This window comes from Solirhodobacter olei (assembly GCF_004010155.1).
In the GTDB taxonomy this organism is placed as follows: Bacteria; Pseudomonadota; Alphaproteobacteria; order Rhodobacterales; family Rhodobacteraceae; genus Solirhodobacter; species Solirhodobacter olei.
The window spans coordinates 45,291-60,769 of the sequence record NZ_RRYH01000029.1 but is presented as its reverse complement, the minus strand read 5'-3'; the positions used below and the strand labels follow the sequence as shown (position 1 = coordinate 60,769).

Here is a 15,479-nt window from a genome sequence, read left to right as displayed (position 1 = left end):
AGCAATGATGTGAATGGAGATGAGAAATGGAACGTGGCAAAATCTTAGCCGCAGGGCTTCTCTTGACCTTTACGTTGGGCTCCTCGGCTTTTGCTCAAAACATGTCCTGGGTGGGTCAATTTGGCTCTAATAACTCTGCAACCCCAGTTCAAAATGGCCATTCCAACTCGGCATGGGCATTGCAGTGGGGAGCCTCCAATACAAGCAAATCGACTCAAAATGGATTCGGGAACGGTGTAGCTCAGGCACAGGTCGGCATTGGTAATTGGAGTCATGTAACGCAGAACGGCAACCACAATGGTGGCGTGTCGCTCCAACTTGGATTCAATAACCACTCCAAGACTACGCAAGGCGGAAACGGAAACTCCGTAATATCGTCCCAAGTTGGATTCTCCAATACGGCAAACGTTGCTCAAACTGGGAACAACGACTCCGCAGTTGTTGCGCAGTTGGGTAGCGGATTCTCGAAGTCAGTCAGCCAGAATGGCAATAACCAAGTGGCCAGCAGCGTCCAGATTAGCAACAATTTGGGCGTAACCATGAATTCGTCCCGGACATTCACTACCCACAATGGCTCTGTGACGGTTTCTTTTGGGACGCACTGACGAAGACGGGGTAGGCTCCAGACGATTCTAGTTGATGGAGTGTCTGACATGAGAGTGGGCCAGGTCATGCTTAGGTGTCGCCGCACACTTCGTGCGGCGACATACCCCTCGGGCACCCGGACGGCGGCTCAGATTCTTTCGATCGTTTGCCTAGTGGCCCTATCAGGCCAAAGAGTCGAAGCCATGGCCAGCATTCAGTGCGAAATCCGAAGCCGACCGGTCAGCAGTGGGACCGAACTCACCGGCGTTGTCTGGGCCCCTGAGGGGGCACAGGGAAACTATCGGTTTTCCGTTGCATCGCGAGGTTCTGGTGGAACCTCCAACATTGTCCAGAGTGGCTTTTTCGTGCTTCAGCCCCACCAGCCTAAGATCGTAGGATCGGTGGTGGTCAACTCCGGAAGCGGCAGCAGCTTTGCCGCGCATCTGTCCGTTCAGGCCGAAGACGGCGGCATGTGTGGCGCAAAAGCCTGACTTTCGACCCCTGAGCACCAACTCGGGGGTCCGTTGACCAGCATCATTGCCGGGGTCCCCGTGTGGCGGTCTTCTGCTTATGCATAAGCCGTTTTCCGCCACGGGGGGCAATTGAGTAAAATGTTTTCTGCTACGTCTTACAGGTTGGACGTCGCGGTCGACCCAATCTACTCGGCCGCATTCGAGGGCGATCTCCACGAAGCAACACTGTCGCTGGTGGCCGCCGCATTTCCCGATGCCGTTGTTATGATGGTCGGCCAAGACAGCAGCCGGCTGGGGGGGAATTTCTTCCTCCATCGCGGCAGCTCGGCCGAACTCAGCCGAGCCTTTCCGGGCGAGCTCAGCCTGGAGGCGGGCTGGCTGAAGCGCCAGTGGGACATGGAGGTTGGTCGCATTTACCACGACCGCGACCTCGGCCCGGTCGATCTGGTGAACGCGGGGCCCGTGGGGCGGGCCCTGTGCGCCGAGAGCCCGGCCTTTGATCGCTGCACCGGGGTCGTCTTCAGCCGCTCTGGCAGCAGGCAGATGACGATTGAGCTGCGCTATCCGCGCCACCGCGAATCCGAGATGCGCAGCGCCGCAAAGGAGCTGTTGCAGAGGATATGGCGGCATCTCGCCTTCTCCATCCGTATTGCGACCCTGCAGCGACGGCTGATGGAGGCCGACCAGCTGGCGACGAGCCTGCTGGACATGATGCCCGCGCCGGTTGTGTTGATTGACGCCGATCAGGAGGTCTGCCGGATGAGCACCCGGGCCGAGACCATGCTTGCCGAGGGGATGATCCTTACCGTGGGGCCGGACGGGGTGCTGCATGTCACGGATCCCGACGCCGACATTGAATTGTCCGAGATCCTGGCTGGGATGCGTGCCAACCCGAAGCATCGCGTGGCGGTGCTGACTGTGCCGCGCGCGCCGGGCGAGCCGCGCGAGGTTCTGTCAATCATCCGGCTAAACGGAACGGCGCTCATGGGCCACCGCAGCCTTGCCGGCCTCGGCCGACACTGCCCGCGCTTCGCGGTGATATCCGAGAACCTCTCGATCCCGCTCGACCTCAGCCATGACATGCTCTGGCGGGTCTTCGGCTTGTCCGCAAAGGAGGCGGAGCTTGCGGTATCGCTGCTCGCAGGCGACTCAATCGGCGATGTCGCGGTGCGGCGGCATATATCGAAGGAGACCCTGCGCAACCAGCTTTCGGCGGTGCTGAGGAAGACCGAGACCGGGCGGCAGCAGGATCTTGTGGCTTTGCTGACACGACTCGCCGCCGTCAATGCGATGGCCTGATCGCGTCTCACCCCCGCATGATACGATGCCATTGGGGTTAGAGCACGTCGGAGATGGGAACGAATATGGGCCAAGTGAAACAGACCCTCGCCGGCGTGGCGCTGGCGATGATGGTGGCGGGTGCGGCGGTAGCGCAGAGCGCGTCGGACGGTCAGGGCGGGGGCGGGATCTCGGGCCTGTCGGGGTTGCGCTGGAAAAGCTTCACCGGAGAGCTGAGTTTCGGTGTGGCCCACGGCCCGGCCTTCGAGGCTTCACCATTCTCCGGCTTGGGCTCGTTGAAGCTGTCTCCGAAGGGACCGGGGCTCAACTACGACGCCTTGCTTGGCACCGACGGGCCCAGCTTCCTGGAATGGACGGGTTCCTATTACCGGCTCACCGCCAGCCGGACGGTCAGCCAGACTAACGCCGTCAGCGGCTCTTTCACCAAGACCAGCGGAACACTGCCGCAGGGGACTATCACCGTCGACACCACGCCGCCCGGGACCGGGGCGCAAATCAACGTGCAAGTCAGCGCGCCTGGCGCAACGACCAACGCGACCGGCAACTCGCCGAGCGGGTCGTCGCAGTCGATCTCCACATTCCAACAGACCGCAACGGGCGGGGTATATGCCGTCGGCGTGCTTGACGGTACCAGCGGCACCTCTGCGGGTTATGGCATCATCTACGACCAGAATGGCGTGGCGGTCACCGGCGTCGGGGTCTCGGGTTGGACCGTATTGACCAGCCATTTCAGCGACACGACCACCGGAATCAGCCAGGGGCTGGCCTATGGCCGCGCCATCGACCTCGGTCAGCTGGAGCTTCGGCCGAAGATCGGACTGGAAGGGCTGCGTACCACCCGTACAATCACCGAGTCGACGACCTACGCGCTCGACACCACAATCTCCACCGCTGGCGGCCTGCCGACGGTGAGCCTCGGCCAGACTGAGCGGCTACGATCCACTTATCTCGCGCTGATGCTCGGCGCTGATGCAAGCCGCCCGATTGGAAACGGCTGGGCCCTCGATGCAGGCCTCTCCATCGGACGCGGGCATATGACCGGGCGCTACAGTGGGGCCAGCACTATCAGCATCTCCGGCACCACGTCGGCCAGTCAGCAGACCGCCGAACAGCGCTATTCCGCCTCCTCCTGGATGGGCCGTACCAGCATCGGACTGAGCCGTAAAGTCTCGCCCAACCTACGGGTTTCCATGGGGATTTTCGTCTCCTACCTCTCGGCAGTGCCAAGCCTCGTCACCGTGTCTTCGGGCAGTGGCTCCGCCGGCTCAGGCACCACTACGACAGCCTCGCTCAACGCCGGGGGGCAGGTGCAATATACCCGCTCGGTGGTCGAGCATTCGCAGCTAGCTACCGGGATCAGCTTAGGCCTCGTCTACCGGTTCTGATGTCGGTTCTTACCGGGACGCGGCCCTCGAGGCGCTTCATGGCAAAAAAGGGTGCTGCCAGCGCCCCACGGAAAGGGGTGGGATCGCCCGCAGCACCCATATCCTCGATCCGGCGGCCGGTATCTCGTCGGGGATGGGAGAGGACAGGACCATCTGCCATCGGATCGTTCCGAGGATATAAACAGTACATCGCATCTAGTGCGGATCCGCGATGACGACGCGCAATGGCCTGCATTTTCTGCAAAAATTCCGATCTTCTTGCGGTAGTAGAACCAGCGGGGGAAAGAGTGGCGCGCGGGCCGGTTGATTCCATTCAAAATCTATCGTGCTATACTAAATATGAATGAAGGTGCGGCCGCTTCCACGGCCGAGGATGGGTCCAGGCGTAAAGGTCTTAGCGTTGAGGGCTGTTTCTAGCGCGGGGGCCGCATGACCAGGAAAACGCCAAATCCGGGCGTTGTGAAAATGGGCGACGGAGGCCCTGATGATCGCTTCCAGCGGCTGCTGGAAGCGTTCCCTGAGCCATTGCGCGATCGATTGACGGCCGAGCTGAAGCGCGTGGCCATGGCCGAGGGCACTGTTCTGGTTGAGGATGGCGACACGCCGAGCCAGATAGGTTACGTGCTAAGCGGTCTTCTGGGGATGACCAAACACCTGCCCGACGGGCGGCGCCACATCATTGGCCTGCTTGCCCCCACCGACATGTACGGTCGCTTCCACGAGCAGCAGTTCAGCCACCGGATCGAGGCGCTCGCGCCCTCCGAGGTCTTGACCTGCCCGCGCGACCTTTTCGAGACTCTGCTGCGCGAAGCCCCTGCGGCGGAACGGCTGTTTCTGATCGACATGCTCGACGAACTCGATGCCGCGCGGGAATGGCTGCTGGTGCTAGGTGGACCTAAGGTCGTTCAGCGTGTTGCCTCGTTCCTGCTCGTGCTCAGCCGCCGCAAGCTGCGCGCGCGCGGCCGCGACGCGGCCGCGCACGATCAGCCGTTGAACCTACGGCTGGACATCCGCCGTGCCGATCTGGCCCAGTATCTGGGTGCGCGTGCGGAATCGCTCAGCCGCGCATTCCACGAGCTGGCCGAGGCCGGAGCGATCCGAATCAACGACCCTTACGATTTCGACGTGACGGACTTGGAGGGGCTGGCATATTTTGCCGGCCACGACCTCGCTGCTGATAGCGATTATCCCGGGCCGGGAGACCGCGACCCTTGACCGCCGCCACTGGCGCGGGCCTCCCTGTGCTGCTTCACGCCGGGAGCCCTCATTATCCGTTCCTCAGATGCCACGGTCGCGCAACTCGCGATTCAGATCTTCGATCCGGTCATCAAGCTCGGCCAACAGGAACTGCACCTGCTGTTCATTGCGCCTGCGCTCGGTGATGTCGACCTGCGCGCCGGTCAGCCGCTGCGGTCGGTCGTTTGCGTCACGTTCCACCAGTCCGCGGGCGAGAACGTAAAGCACCGTGCCGTCCGGTCGCACCACCCTCCAATCGCCTTCCAGAACCCCGGATTCTAAGGCGATCTCAATCGCGCTAACGGCGCGGGGCAGGTCCTCGGGGTGAATGGTGGCGATCCAATCTTCATAGGTGCCGCCGAATTCCCCCGGCTGCAGGCCGAGGATGTTCATAAGCTCCGGGCTCCAATGGCCCTCATTGGAGTTGATAATCCAGTCGAAGGTGCCGACTCCGGCCGCCTCCTGGGCCAGCCGCAGCCGGGTCTCGGCGTGGTGCAGGTCCGCCTCTACCTGCTTAGAGGCGCGATGGGCGGCATCGGCGCGACTGCGCTCAACCGCTTCCCAGGCGCGGCAGGCGGCCTCCTGGGCGATGGATATCTCCTCCACGCTCCAGTCGCGCGGGTGGCCCTGACCAAGTGTCACCGCTGCCATCAGCCGGCCGGAGCACAGAACCGGCACGCTGACCTGCGACCTTGCCGCGAGGTCGAGGAACCGCTTGCCGGCCCGCGGCCTGTCGCCCTCCGCCAGGCTCTGACCCGCCCGCAGTCGCGCCACATCCTGAGCGAATTCGCCAAGATCATAATCGTCGATCCGCATCGGCACGCCGTCGGCCCGGCGGAAATCGGTGCGCAGCCGTGCCACGCCCTTGTCGATGTCGATCTGGCAGAAGCCCGCGCGGTCGGCGCCAAGGTAATCCCTGAGCATACCCGCGGCAGCGGCCTGAATCTCCATCGGGTCCTCCAGCCGGCCCAGGCCGTCAATAAGGTGTAGCATAAAGGTGCTTCGATGCTCCCGCGGCCGCTCGGGCCCAAGGCCTAGGGTCGAGGCCGGGCGAGGGGAGCCGGGCCCGAGCTGCACCAGCATTCCCTGGCCAACCCCGGTCTCGCCCACCACTGGCGTGCAGGTAGCCGATGTCGACAAGTCGCAGGCGCCAAACAGCTTCAGCGTGTCGAACAGCTCGCCCGCCTCGCCTGCCTCCATCCGCTCTAGCCGGGTCAGGTAGCGAGCGTGCAGGTCATGCGACAGCCACGCGGCTGGCCGCCCCAGAAGCGCGGGCGGCAGGCTGATGAAGGTCGCGGCCCATGCATCGTTGTAGAACATCAGCCCGTCCTCCCCCCAGAACAGGCATGCCGCCGTGGCGGAATAGAGCACCAGCTCCACGACGGTGCGTAGCCGCTCGGGCCAGGTCTCGATCGGACCAAGCGCCGTTTGCGACCAATCAATGGATCTGATGTCCTCAGCCAGCCGCCCGGGCCTCGTCAATTCGCGCATGTTCCCACCCAAACGTCGCCGCAGCGCGTTGGTCCGGCACCTTGCAGGGAAGCGGCCCAGGAATCTAACCTTTTCTGTATTTTTTTGAGGATTTGATTGAGTTCAGCGCGGCAGGCCTCCCGTCTGTCGCAGCCCGCGACCGGGCCAGGCATCACGCATCCGGGCCTTTTCCCGCATTTTTCCACAGGGCGACCCACATAGCACGGGCGCGAGCGTTGCGGCCTGCGCCGGCCGCTCGCCCGCCAGGGTCGGGGGAGGCGGCTCGCCCCGAGAAGCCCGGTGCAGACATCCATATCTTCCGCCGGAGGGGCAGGGGGCTCCAATATCTGCCCTATACCCGCCTGTATCCATCAGACCCAACAGTGTCGCTGGCGGCCAGCGCTAAACGGGCATGCGGGAAACGGTTGGTCGCGAGGGGCGCGCGTACTGCCCGCCCGGCGCCCATATCCACAGAGATGCCGCGCGAATGTATCCACCAATGGCCCCCGCCGCTCGGGATGTCCGCATTTCAGGCATCCGCACGGCGTAGTCCACGGTTCAAACAGGTCATTTTATCCCTCATCTGAACCGTAGGCCGCCGTGATTCGGCCAGCATGCGACCGCGTCGGGCCTTGCCTTTCGCTCGCGAACGTATTCTCAGAGGGAGAGAGGAGCGGGACAGGCCCGGGAAGACGTGCCCGGGCGCCGGCTTGGTCACAATCCTGGGGGCAGCATGATCGATCTTCCGCAATCTGGCTTGTTCGTTGGCCGCGTCTGGCGCGCTGGCATTGGCCCCGCGCTCGTCACCCTGCGCGATAAGCATGTCTTCGACATCACTACTCGGGCTGCGCCGACCATGCGCGATCTGCTCGAACATCCGGACCCGGCCGGCTTCGTCGCAGACTTGCCCGGCGAAGACATTGGCGGGCTTGAAGAGATCGCGCGCGCGTCCGTCGAGCCATGGGAGGGAGAGGCTACCCGGCTACTCTCCCCCTCAGACCTACAGGCGCTGAAGGCCTGCGGAGTGACTTTCGCCCGCTCTATGGTGGAGCGCGTGATCGAGGAACGTGCGGCGGGCGACCCGGCGAAGGCCGAGGAGATCCGCGCTCGCGTCGCTCGCGCGATCGGCGACAGCCTGCGCGACCTCGTCCCAGGCTCTTCAGAAGCCGCCGAGGTAAAGCGCCTTCTGCAAGCCGAAGGCCTTTGGTCGCAATATCTGGAGGTCGGCATCGGTCCCGATGCCGAAGTCTTCACCAAGTCGCAGCCGATGAGCGCGGTCGGCTGGGGCGCCTCGGTTGGCCTGCACCCGATCAGCCATTGGAACAACCCCGAACCGGAGCTGGTGCTCGCCGTCTCCAGCACCGGACGGATCGTGGGCGCCACGCTGGGCAATGACGTAAACCTGCGCGATGTCGAAGGCCGCTCGGCTCTGCTTCTGGGCAAGGCAAAGGACAACAATGCCTCCGCCGCGCTTGGGCCCTTTATCCGGCTCCTCGATCGCGACTTCACTCTCGATCATCTCCGCCGGCTGGAGCTGACCATGGTAGTGGAGGGAGAGGACGGCTTCCGTTTGGACGGGCGCTCCTCAGTCGCGGAGATGAGCCGCGATCCGATCGATCTTGTCCGCCAGACCCGAGGGCGGCACCATCAGTACCCCGATGGTTTCATGCTCTATCTCGGCACGATGTTTGCACCAATCCAGGACCGCGATGCGCCGGGGCAGGGGTTTACCCATCACGCAGGCGATCTCGTCTCGATCTCCTGCTCGGAGCTCGGCACGCTCACGAACCGCGTGCGGCTGTCCACGGAGGCACCGGAATGGACCTTTGGGACCGCCGCGCTGATGCGCAATCTGGCCGGGCGGGGGCTGCTCTAGACCGCGCTAGCACAAAGCGGCGAGGATAATTCACTTAGCGAATCCAGTGCGTTAGATTGGTGCTATGCTGAGACCCTCTTCCACCTGCTATCGCACGATGAACTGGTCCGCCTATAGCGCGGCGCTGTGCCAGCGGAGTTCGCTCTCGGTCTGGTTTGATCCCGACACGGTCTGGCACGCCGGAAAACCGGCAAACGGGGACGACCCGAGACGTTCTCCGATGCAGCGGTCCAGGTCTGCCTCACGCTGAAAGTGCTGTTCGGGCACCAGCTGCGGAAGACAGTCAGACTGGCCGAGAGCCTGATCCGGAATGCGCAGGCTGGGCTCGACTGGTCGGTGCCGGACTATTTGACCCTGTGCACGCGGCAGGCGTGGATCAGGGTGCAGATTCTCTATCGCTCTTCAGGCAAGCCCTTGAACCTGCCTATCGATCGCACCGGCATCAAGTTCCGTGGCGATGGCGGATGGCGCTCCGCCTGTTCAGGACTGAAACGAGCCGCCGGATCGTTTCCAAGACGCCCTTCACCCTGCAAGCATGTTCCGTCACGTCGGAGGCAATGGAGGAAGGTTCATATCACCATGGACGCCGAGACTGGCGACTTACACGCGGTCGAGTTCACCTCGAGCCCGTCAAGGGGACAGCCCGCTGCTGCCGGACCTGCTGGCCCAAATTCTCGAGGAGGAAGGGATCGCCCCCCGTCACCACGGATGGCGCGCCTGACACGCGACGATGCCAAGCCGAAATCATCGACCATCCCGCCGATACCATCATCCCCATCCGCCATAACGGCCGTGCATGGAAAGAAAATTGCCCGGCCGCGACTGTCCAAAACAAGATCCTACGCACAACGGGCCATCTGGGCAGGGCACACTGGAAGCGATTGGGGGGCAATCACGTCCGAAGTCGGGTCGAGGCTTGGATGAATTGCCTGAAGCGTTTCGGCGAGTGGATCGTGTCACGAGACCCCGATCGACAGACCGCCGAATTCCAGATCCGCATCACTATCATGAACGCCTTCACCGCCCTCGGCAGGGCGGAAATCGAAGCCATCACCTGAACGACAGTGGGAAGGGGCCGATCCAGGCCAGAGGCTGAATTGCGCAACACCGCCTATTGGATGGAAGCATGTATTGCCTCGAAACCCCGCAAAGTGGTTACAAGTGTTATGATGTTTGATCGTCGGGGACGATTTTGGATTTGATCTCCCGCCCTGAGCAGCAGCTCTGAAGCCTCAACATTGCACGTCGGTCGCCAAACCTGCTAGCCCACGGATTTTCATGGATTTGGATGTCACCTACCGACTAGGATGCCTCAACACTTTTGAAATCACCGACTTGGCACGATCGTGGCGGACTTGAATGGATACCGGTGAACTGTCCAATGTGGTGCACGTGCCAGAGCACGCGGGCAGGATCGTACGGTCCCGGTTAGGTTTGTCTGGGTCGGACCCTTTGAGGGTGACGTTTGTCCCGGGACCGGGAGATGTCGCGGGAACCTTCGACTACTGGCGCTCAGGTCAACACGACCCCAGGGTTCCATGCATCACCTATTCCTTGATGTTCTACGAACTGATGACGCAGCTGAACGCATATTGTCAGATCATCGCCCACCACAGGATAGGGGATTCCGCGGCCGCGGCAGGCAAACGGTTTCGCTTCGACCAGGTCAACGAGAGGTCCGCGAAAGGCTGGATCGATCGCGTGCGAAGCCGCGCGGCACTGGCGGACGAAATCGTTGACCTGACGAACGACTTCAACCCTCATGTCGTCGTCATCTCGACGCACGCCCCAAAACGATCATGGCAGCCCCTGTCCCGAGGAAGGACGCTGATACTATCGATGCATAACACCTTTTGGCCGATGCAGCGCCCACCGCGGACCCTGAAGGGTCGGCTTCGCAAGGCCATGCTTATCCACATGGCCCGGTCGCTGGACGGGGCGATCTGCACCTCGCACGAATGCGCCCGGCAAATTGCGGCCTTGACCGGTGGCCGCTTCGAGGCGGAGGTTGAGTGCCCTCAGATCCTGCGAGAGCAGGCCCTGATCGAACCCGACGCGGTGCGCGACCTTCTATTCTTGGGGCGGATCGAAAGATTTAAGGGCGTGTTCATGCTGATCGACGTGTTCGAACAGCTCGCGGCGGCCTATCCCTACTTGACGCTCACTCTTGCAGGGTCTGGCTCGGCGGACACGGCGGTCACGCAACGGATTGCCGCATCCCCGCACCGGGACAAGATATCGTTCGTTGGCAGCCTGGAGAGCGAACAGGTTCATGCCGCCATTGCCGCTGCCGATCTTCTGATCTGCCCGACCATGGCGAGCTTTAACGAAGGCTTGGCCCTGGTCGGATTCGAGGCCGCCTCTCACGGTGTGCCTTCGGTACTCAGCTCGGTCGTCCCAGCGGCAGATCTGCTCGCGGACAGCTGCGTCGTCTATGAAGCCGACAACCCTGAGGCCCTTGCGGCGGCAATGAATGGGCTGATCGCAGACAAGAAGGCCTATCGGGATCTTTGCGCGGCAACCGCTTCGGTCAGGCAAAAGATCTTCGATCGATCGCTGTCCTGGGGGTCAGGCTTGTTCAATGCGCTCGCGAAAGACCCTACCTCCGGCGACACAGTCCGATCTGAACAGGTTATGGGTTATTGATTTTGCACGATTATGGTGATGTTCGGGTCGCTTTTGACTGCAAGGTTCCGCATAATTTCTTTTATGAAAACCCCGCGGATTTGGAAGCCGCGATGAAGCATCGTCCGCGTACCGAGGAAAGAGACGCAAATCCGACCAACGCCCGGCTCTACGAAAAGGCCTTTGAACCAGAGGTGGCAGATGCACCCCACAAACCCCAGTAGCGGCCACGCAAGCAGGGATTTGATCAGTTAGGGCATCCGAAACTACCGGACGAAGGCGGGCGTCAGTCGAAGATCCACAGGAGGAAGAACTGATAAGGTAGCCTACAGCGGACAGAGATGCGGCCCCTTAAGCAACTCGCGGACCAGAATGGACCACTAAAGAATATCCTAACAGACCTGATGCTCGACCGCGAAATGGTGATGAGTCAGCCGATAGTCACACGAGCACCATGCCATTGCTACACATATCATATTGAATTTATTGAGGAACGCCGTACGAAGCGGGCTGACCACATTCTACCATCATGCAGTCTTCAATGCTTCCCCCAAACAATCGTTGAGATCTCCGAGGCATAGGATTTGGGCAATCTGCATCGGTGAAAATTGAATTTTGTAAGCATGTTCCACAGCTTCAATTAGCTGAAGATGCGCAAGTGAATCCCAGCCAGTGGTATTGTATGGGTTCGAAGCCATAGAGAGTGTTTCGACCGGCACGTTGAAGCACTTCGCCGCAATAGAGAGGACATCCAGCTTCGGCGCGGCCGTTTCTCGCGAGAGCATTGCGAGTTCTTCGAGTTTTACCTTTCCGCTTGCCCCTCGTGGAAGGCTGTCCACAATATGGTACTCGCGCGGCGCCCGCTCAGCGGAAAGTGACAAGCGGCAGTGTGCGGCCAAGTCGGCTTCGCTGATCGTATGTGCTGGTGAAATAACGACGGCAGCCACTAGTCGCTCACCCATCGCCTCATCTGGCACTCCGAATGCGACTGCTTCCAAAACGCCGGGCATGGACGATAAAACCTGCGTTGCGGCCTCCGGATGGATGGTGTTCCCTGCTGACACGATAGACGTTTTCTTGCGCCCGACAAATTCGAAAAGCCCACTCTCATTGATCCGCATGTAGTCGCCAGTATAAAACGAGCCACTCTTGAGGACAGAACCAGTTACCTCTGGCGCATTGAAATAGCCTTGCATCACAGTCGGCCCTGAAAGCACCAGCTCTCCAGTCTCGCCCGCGGCCACTTCAATTCCGGCATCGTTGATAAGCAGTGCAGAACAGCCGACCGCACGTCCAAGTGTTCCTATGTGCCTGGTCTCACTTTCAGGTCCGGCAAAGAGCGCATCACACACCACCTCACTCAACCCGTAGGCATTGGCAACCGAAACAGAAAAACGTTCCTCAAATCGCCGCCACAGAGCCGCATCTAGCATGTCAGCGCTTGACAGGACAAAACGGAAATCGGGAGTATTAAAGGCTGTTGGGTGGTCAGCTCCTGCCCGTTCTATGATCCGTAACATTGCCGGAACCGAAATTAGGTGCGTTATACGCTTACTTGCGACCTCTTCTAAGATCCCGGGCACCGCCTGCATCGAGAAGGATCTGCTGCGATGGACAGAGCCGCCGAACCACAATGCGGAGAGAGGTCCGCGGATCAAACCGTCGACATGGTGAAGCGGAAGCAGGTTAAGGAGCCTAATACCAGGCCCGAACCCGTATACCTCCTCGAAGATGTCGAGCTGGGCAATGAGATTGGCATAGGTCAATTGCACCGCTTTGGGCGTGGAAGTGGTGCCGGATGTTAACACGAGAAGAGCAGTTTCCGCCGTAGGCATCTTTGGAAAATTGGTCGGATGTGATCCCTCCAACCGGCTGTTTATTAAACCATCAGCCTCGATAGCAACCAACTCCACCTCCGGAAGAACCGGGAAAGTCTGGTCCGCGAAAGCTGCACGAATCTCGCAATGTCTTGCCAGGTCCGCACATTCAGCATTGGTCGCCCCGGCATCAGCAATCACGGGCGTAATACCGGTTCGCAACATTGCCAGGAAAAGCGTAATCACCTGACTGTCATTTTTGGATCGAATGAGCGCTCTGTCGCCTGCTGTGAGGCCTATTTGTGCGAAGGCCCCACAGTGAGCATACATCCGTTCTTGGCAATTCGCGTAACTCATAGGTCCGGATGCAAGGTCGGCAAACAGCTCACTGCTATTTATGCGCAGCATATCGTCGACGCGCGCAGCAAACCGCGATGCTGCAGGCTCAGGGGAATGTACTTGCACGAGCTCTTCTGTCATGTGACATTCTCTCTAATTTCAGATCCGGAGCGCCGGATATTTTGTCCATTTGGCGTAGCTTCTACCAGCAAGTCTGTTCGAATTAGATCGGCAATGTAGTTTGCGTTCTCGTGTTGCCTAAGCATTGAGAGATGGTTCCCGGGCACGTCGATGCTGCGAAATGGCCCGAGCGAAAGCTCTCGCCAACCTAATCCATCCTCATAAAAGGCGTCGATCTCTTCAATCGCTTGAAGGACCGTAATGGGAGATCCGCTAGGTCGCGGCCGATACTTTAGCAGCGCTGCATAGTTGCGGCGGATGATGTCCCGATAGGATTCAGGATGCTCAGTCAGATTAAAAGGCATTACGCCATAGGCAGAAAGTATATCCGGATTTTGCCGCCTGAGGAAGAGACGTCGCCTGTTGGCCAAGATATACTTCGACAGGCCCTTAAAGTGAGCAAAGGGGTGACGAGAGACCTCGCGGAGGTTAAATCTACGGCGCCGAGAGAGGTCGAGCAACCAGACCATGTCTGGGGCGGCGCCGCGCTGCGCGAGCTGGCGTCCGGTTTCATAGGCTGGGATGCCTGCATAGGAATGCCCGAGTATGTGTATGGGGCCACTTAATTGTGAACCAATTATCTTTGATGCAAATTGACTACCCAGCTCTTCTATTGAAGGCGCGCCCGATGGGGAAAGGAATTCCGGAGGCAAAAGCATCGAATAGCAATTACAGACATCAGATAGAGCCTTCACGAGTGGACTGGCATATATGACGTTGCCGCCAAAATCTGGCATAAATATCAGTGTGGCACCGTTCGTTTTACCTGCTAACCATCGCAGGGCCTTGGGTTCTTCTTTTTCTGGCGCAGCCATCAATCTCTCCCTGCCACGAACGGGAGTAGTGCCAATTCTGATTCTCGCTCCGTCTCCGCATCCTTCGTTCTACGTTGGCAGATGGCTTCGATGACCTCCCGCATTGCTGGATCGCGAAACCAGAACGCATGATGCACCGGCTCTGCTCTTAGGCCACGGACTGACTTGTGCGATCCGAGTCCGGCAAAGTCCAGCCGTTCCACACCGGTAGCCAATGCGCGCTCAATGGATCCATAGATGACCTGTTCAAAATGGAGATGGCGATAATCCCCGCCCTGACCCCAGGCGATGCAATGACCCGATGATGAGCCTTTCAAGCTGTACATAGCGCCCGCCCAGTCGCTCCCGTCAAAGGAAACAGACAGGTCGACGAGTTCCGGCATGGTTGCAAACACAAGCTGGAAATAGGCCAGGTTCAATGCCGGTACGGTCGAATACCTTTCGTAGGTTGACTTGTAGAAGTTGAAGAACTGCTGGGCCATTTCAGCGACCAGATCTGGGCCCCTGAAATAATGATAGGTCAGGCCGAGATCCCAGGCCATCCGCCGCTCTCTGCGAATCTTTGCTCGGTGGTGTGATGTCATGCGTTCTAGGTATTCGTCAAAGGTCGTCTCAGAACCCCGCACCCAAACGAACGTATTGGATTGTGTGGAGGACATACCCATATCGCGCAGGAGTTCCGCATGTTCAGACCCAGGACGCATAAACGAAATCTGAACAGACGAAGCGCCTCGATCCATCACGATCTGCTGAAGGACACCCACAAGCTCACGCGCGGCCCTGCGCAGGTCGACACCCTTACGAACAAGTAGGCGCATGCCAGCCTGTGGCATCATGGGCAACTCTACCTGGAGTTTCGGGTAGTAAGGACCTGCAAGGCGTTCATGGGCCATCTGCAGCCCCAAATCGACGCCCAACTCACTTCTCGAGTTCGACCTCAGATAGGTAGGCGCCGCGGCAGCTATCTTGCCTTCGGAATCACGAAGGACGACATGGCTTGGCGTGAATCCACTCTCAGGAGAGGCGACGCCAGAATCTTCAAGTGCGGCCAGGTGACGATGAATGAGAAGCACGTCCTGCGGACCGACGCACATGTCCCACTGTTCAGCAGGGATATCGTGGATCGACGAATATGTCTCGGCCACCCAACCCATCGGTCTATACGCGCCCGAAAATGCAAGCAGCGGCCTGAAACGGCAAGGCCGCGTTGCCCGCTCGCATCCCTAACATTACCAGCACATCCAGCTCCCGAAAGCCTCCTGAAACCTCGTCGATCGATTCTCTGCCCCTACGGCAATGTCAGGCAGCTAAAGCCGCTGCAATGACAATTTTATGACCGCAAAATGTCAATACTATTCATTCCCAGCCATCACTACTTG

General features: G+C 60.0%; 11 protein-coding genes and 1 pseudogene. 8 read left to right on the top strand and 4 right to left on the bottom strand.

What is annotated here, in order from left to right; translation table 11 throughout:
• Positions 1-26 precede the first annotated feature (26 nt).
• The 5 genes from EIP85_RS18075 (at position 27) to EIP85_RS18055 (ending at position 4,957) form a co-directional block, all read left to right on the top strand.
• Entirely contained in the window at positions 27-605 is a 579-nt protein-coding gene (locus EIP85_RS18075) for a hypothetical protein (protein WP_127903613.1), read from the top strand.
• 183 nt (positions 606-788) lie between these two features.
• Positions 789-1,076, top strand: coding sequence for a curli-like amyloid fiber formation chaperone CsgH (csgH, locus tag EIP85_RS18070; protein WP_127903612.1), 288 nt, complete (start codon positions 789-791; stop codon positions 1,074-1,076).
• A gap of 120 nt (positions 1,077-1,196) precedes the next feature.
• Positions 1,197-2,357: a helix-turn-helix transcriptional regulator gene (locus EIP85_RS18065; protein WP_127903611.1), complete on the top strand. Its 1,161-nt coding sequence runs from the start codon at positions 1,197-1,199 to the stop codon at positions 2,355-2,357.
• A gap of 74 nt (positions 2,358-2,431) precedes the next feature.
• Entirely contained in the window at positions 2,432-3,742 is a 1,311-nt protein-coding gene (locus EIP85_RS18060) for a hypothetical protein (protein ID WP_127903610.1), read from the top strand.
• A gap of 429 nt (positions 3,743-4,171) precedes the next feature.
• The gene (locus tag EIP85_RS18055) at positions 4,172-4,957 is read left to right on the top strand and encodes a Crp/Fnr family transcriptional regulator (protein ID WP_127903609.1); all 786 of its coding nucleotides are present in this window, start codon (positions 4,172-4,174) and stop codon (positions 4,955-4,957) included.
• Between the two features lie 63 nt (positions 4,958-5,020).
• Here EIP85_RS18055 and EIP85_RS18050 read toward each other — a convergent pair whose 3' ends face one another.
• Positions 5,021-6,469, bottom strand: coding sequence for a PAS domain-containing protein (locus tag EIP85_RS18050; RefSeq protein WP_127903608.1), 1,449 nt, complete (start codon positions 6,467-6,469; stop codon positions 5,021-5,023).
• A gap of 712 nt (positions 6,470-7,181) precedes the next feature.
• Between EIP85_RS18050 and EIP85_RS18045 the strand changes: the two genes are divergently transcribed.
• The 3 genes and pseudogenes from EIP85_RS18045 (at position 7,182) to EIP85_RS18035 (ending at position 10,970) form a co-directional block, all read left to right on the top strand.
• Complete coding sequence (locus tag EIP85_RS18045; RefSeq protein WP_127903607.1) at positions 7,182-8,324, top strand: fumarylacetoacetate hydrolase family protein; 1,143 nt, start codon at positions 7,182-7,184, stop codon at positions 8,322-8,324.
• 64 nt (positions 8,325-8,388) lie between these two features.
• Positions 8,389-9,382 (top strand): annotated as a pseudogene (locus EIP85_RS18040) (transposase).
• 301 nt (positions 9,383-9,683) lie between these two features.
• Entirely contained in the window at positions 9,684-10,970 is a 1,287-nt protein-coding gene (locus EIP85_RS18035) for a glycosyltransferase family 4 protein (RefSeq protein ID WP_127903606.1), read from the top strand.
• 506 nt (positions 10,971-11,476) lie between these two features.
• On the opposite strand, the gene EIP85_RS18030 is transcribed toward EIP85_RS18035, so the two are convergent.
• From EIP85_RS18030 to EIP85_RS18020, 3 genes are read right to left on the bottom strand one after another with little or no spacing between them, the layout of a single operon-like run.
• Positions 11,477-13,246, bottom strand: a complete 1,770-nt coding sequence (locus EIP85_RS18030) for an AMP-binding protein (protein ID WP_127903605.1) — start codon at positions 13,244-13,246, stop codon at positions 11,477-11,479.
• Positions 13,243-14,100, bottom strand: a complete 858-nt coding sequence (locus tag EIP85_RS18025) for a thioesterase domain-containing protein (protein ID WP_127903604.1) — start codon at positions 14,098-14,100, stop codon at positions 13,243-13,245. The genes EIP85_RS18030 and EIP85_RS18025 overlap by 4 nt, the downstream gene beginning before the upstream one ends.
• The gene (locus tag EIP85_RS18020) at positions 14,100-15,245 is read right to left on the bottom strand and encodes a GNAT family N-acetyltransferase (RefSeq protein WP_164871792.1); all 1,146 of its coding nucleotides are present in this window, start codon (positions 15,243-15,245) and stop codon (positions 14,100-14,102) included. Before EIP85_RS18020 ends, EIP85_RS18025 begins: the two co-directional genes overlap by 1 nt.
• Positions 15,246-15,479: the final 234 nt, after the last annotated feature.